This is a genomic window from Pseudomonas sp. O39, from assembly GCF_045447295.1.
Lineage (GTDB): Bacteria > Pseudomonadota > Gammaproteobacteria > Pseudomonadales > Pseudomonadaceae > Aquipseudomonas > Aquipseudomonas antarctica_A.
Genome location: NZ_JBJGXV010000058.1, coordinates 1 through 1,254, shown reverse-complemented (window position 1 = coordinate 1,254; position 1,254 = coordinate 1). Strand labels below are relative to the sequence as shown.

2 protein-coding genes are annotated in these 1,254 nt (G+C 39.1%); both read left to right on the top strand.

The features are described from left to right. Nucleotides 1–451: hypothetical protein (locus ACI77D_RS29255; protein WP_407018092.1), on the top strand; the 451-nt coding region annotated here is incomplete at its 5' end. A gap of 337 nt (nucleotides 452–788) precedes the next feature. Continuing rightward, nucleotides 789–1,049, top strand: coding sequence for a hypothetical protein (locus ACI77D_RS29250; protein ID WP_064450128.1), 261 nt, complete (start codon nucleotides 789–791; stop codon nucleotides 1,047–1,049). Nucleotides 1,050–1,254 lie beyond the last annotated feature (205 nt).

Genomic DNA, 1,254 nt, shown 5'->3' with positions numbered 1-1,254 from the left:
CGCATTTAATAGAGCGAAAATGATCATGAATCACGTTTATATGCGACATAAAAACGATAGACGCTTGGTTCTGTTATGCGATAAAAATTACAATCCCATTTCAGAGGAATATATTGGTAAAAACGAACCAAGAAGCAAGGCTTTTTATGTTGGGTTTTGCGACGGGTTTATCGGGGTTTATTCCTCAGTTGAAGGGCCGGTTTTATTTATAAATGATTGCAAGTATTTATTTGCTGATCCCTCATGGAATATTCGGGTTCAAAGAAATTTAGGTGTAAATGAAGTTAGTTTCGTCGGTTTAGGTCAAAGCAGCCTTGTATTCGAATATTCAGCTGTGGAACTTGATCCAGTAGATCCATGGTCAGAGGAGAAATTCGATGATTTCTTCATCTGGCTAACAAATAAGAGGCACGATCAAGAATTTATCGAAATGTGGACAGAGAACGATTAGAGAATAGGGGTCAGACCACGGTTTTTGCTTTTTATAGTTCGGCGGAGTTGCTCTTTAAAAATATGATTTATTTTTTGTAATTATTCTATTTTGTTAGCCTGGTGATTTGAAGGAAAAAATCGGGTTCAAGCTACGGCTTTTTAATTTAAGAGGGAATAGGGAGCAGGCCATATTTTTTAAATCAAGTATTAATAGTGGTCTGACCCCTATCTTATGCTATTTTATGCCTATTTTATCGTGGTACCTCAGTTACGCTCATGAACTCTAAATATCCTAAAGCTCAAATTGCTGTGGATGGGGATCGTATTATCACGGTTGTTAATCCGGTAAAGAAAAAATGACGATAGATAATTTGATTGAGCATCTTGATAGATTTGTGAGTGGTTCTAATATTTCGGTTCAATGGGCAAAAGATACGGAAACCCTTCTGGATGAAATTGAAGAAAATGAAGGTTTTGGTAAGTTTGAAAATCTCTTTGATGAGCTGCAGGAAAAGCTCTCGCTTTATCGGCCTGGAGGCGGCGAGCATCTTATAGATGAGTTCGAAATGAAACTGTTTTGTGTAAGGGTTGTTTCAGCACTTTTAGAAGCGAGGTAGGCAATAGGGTCAGTCCGATATTGTCCTGCTGTAAAATGGTGCAAAAGGGCCGGGTTCTGCTGGTACGGGCACGACCGCGGGTAGTGATGTTGCAAGTACAACGCCTAAAGCTGGTGTTTTTTGGAATAAAACAACAGTTCTAGATAGGACTGTCTATCAAGGCAATAGGGGTCAGACCACGGTTTTTGCTTTTTATAGTTCGGCG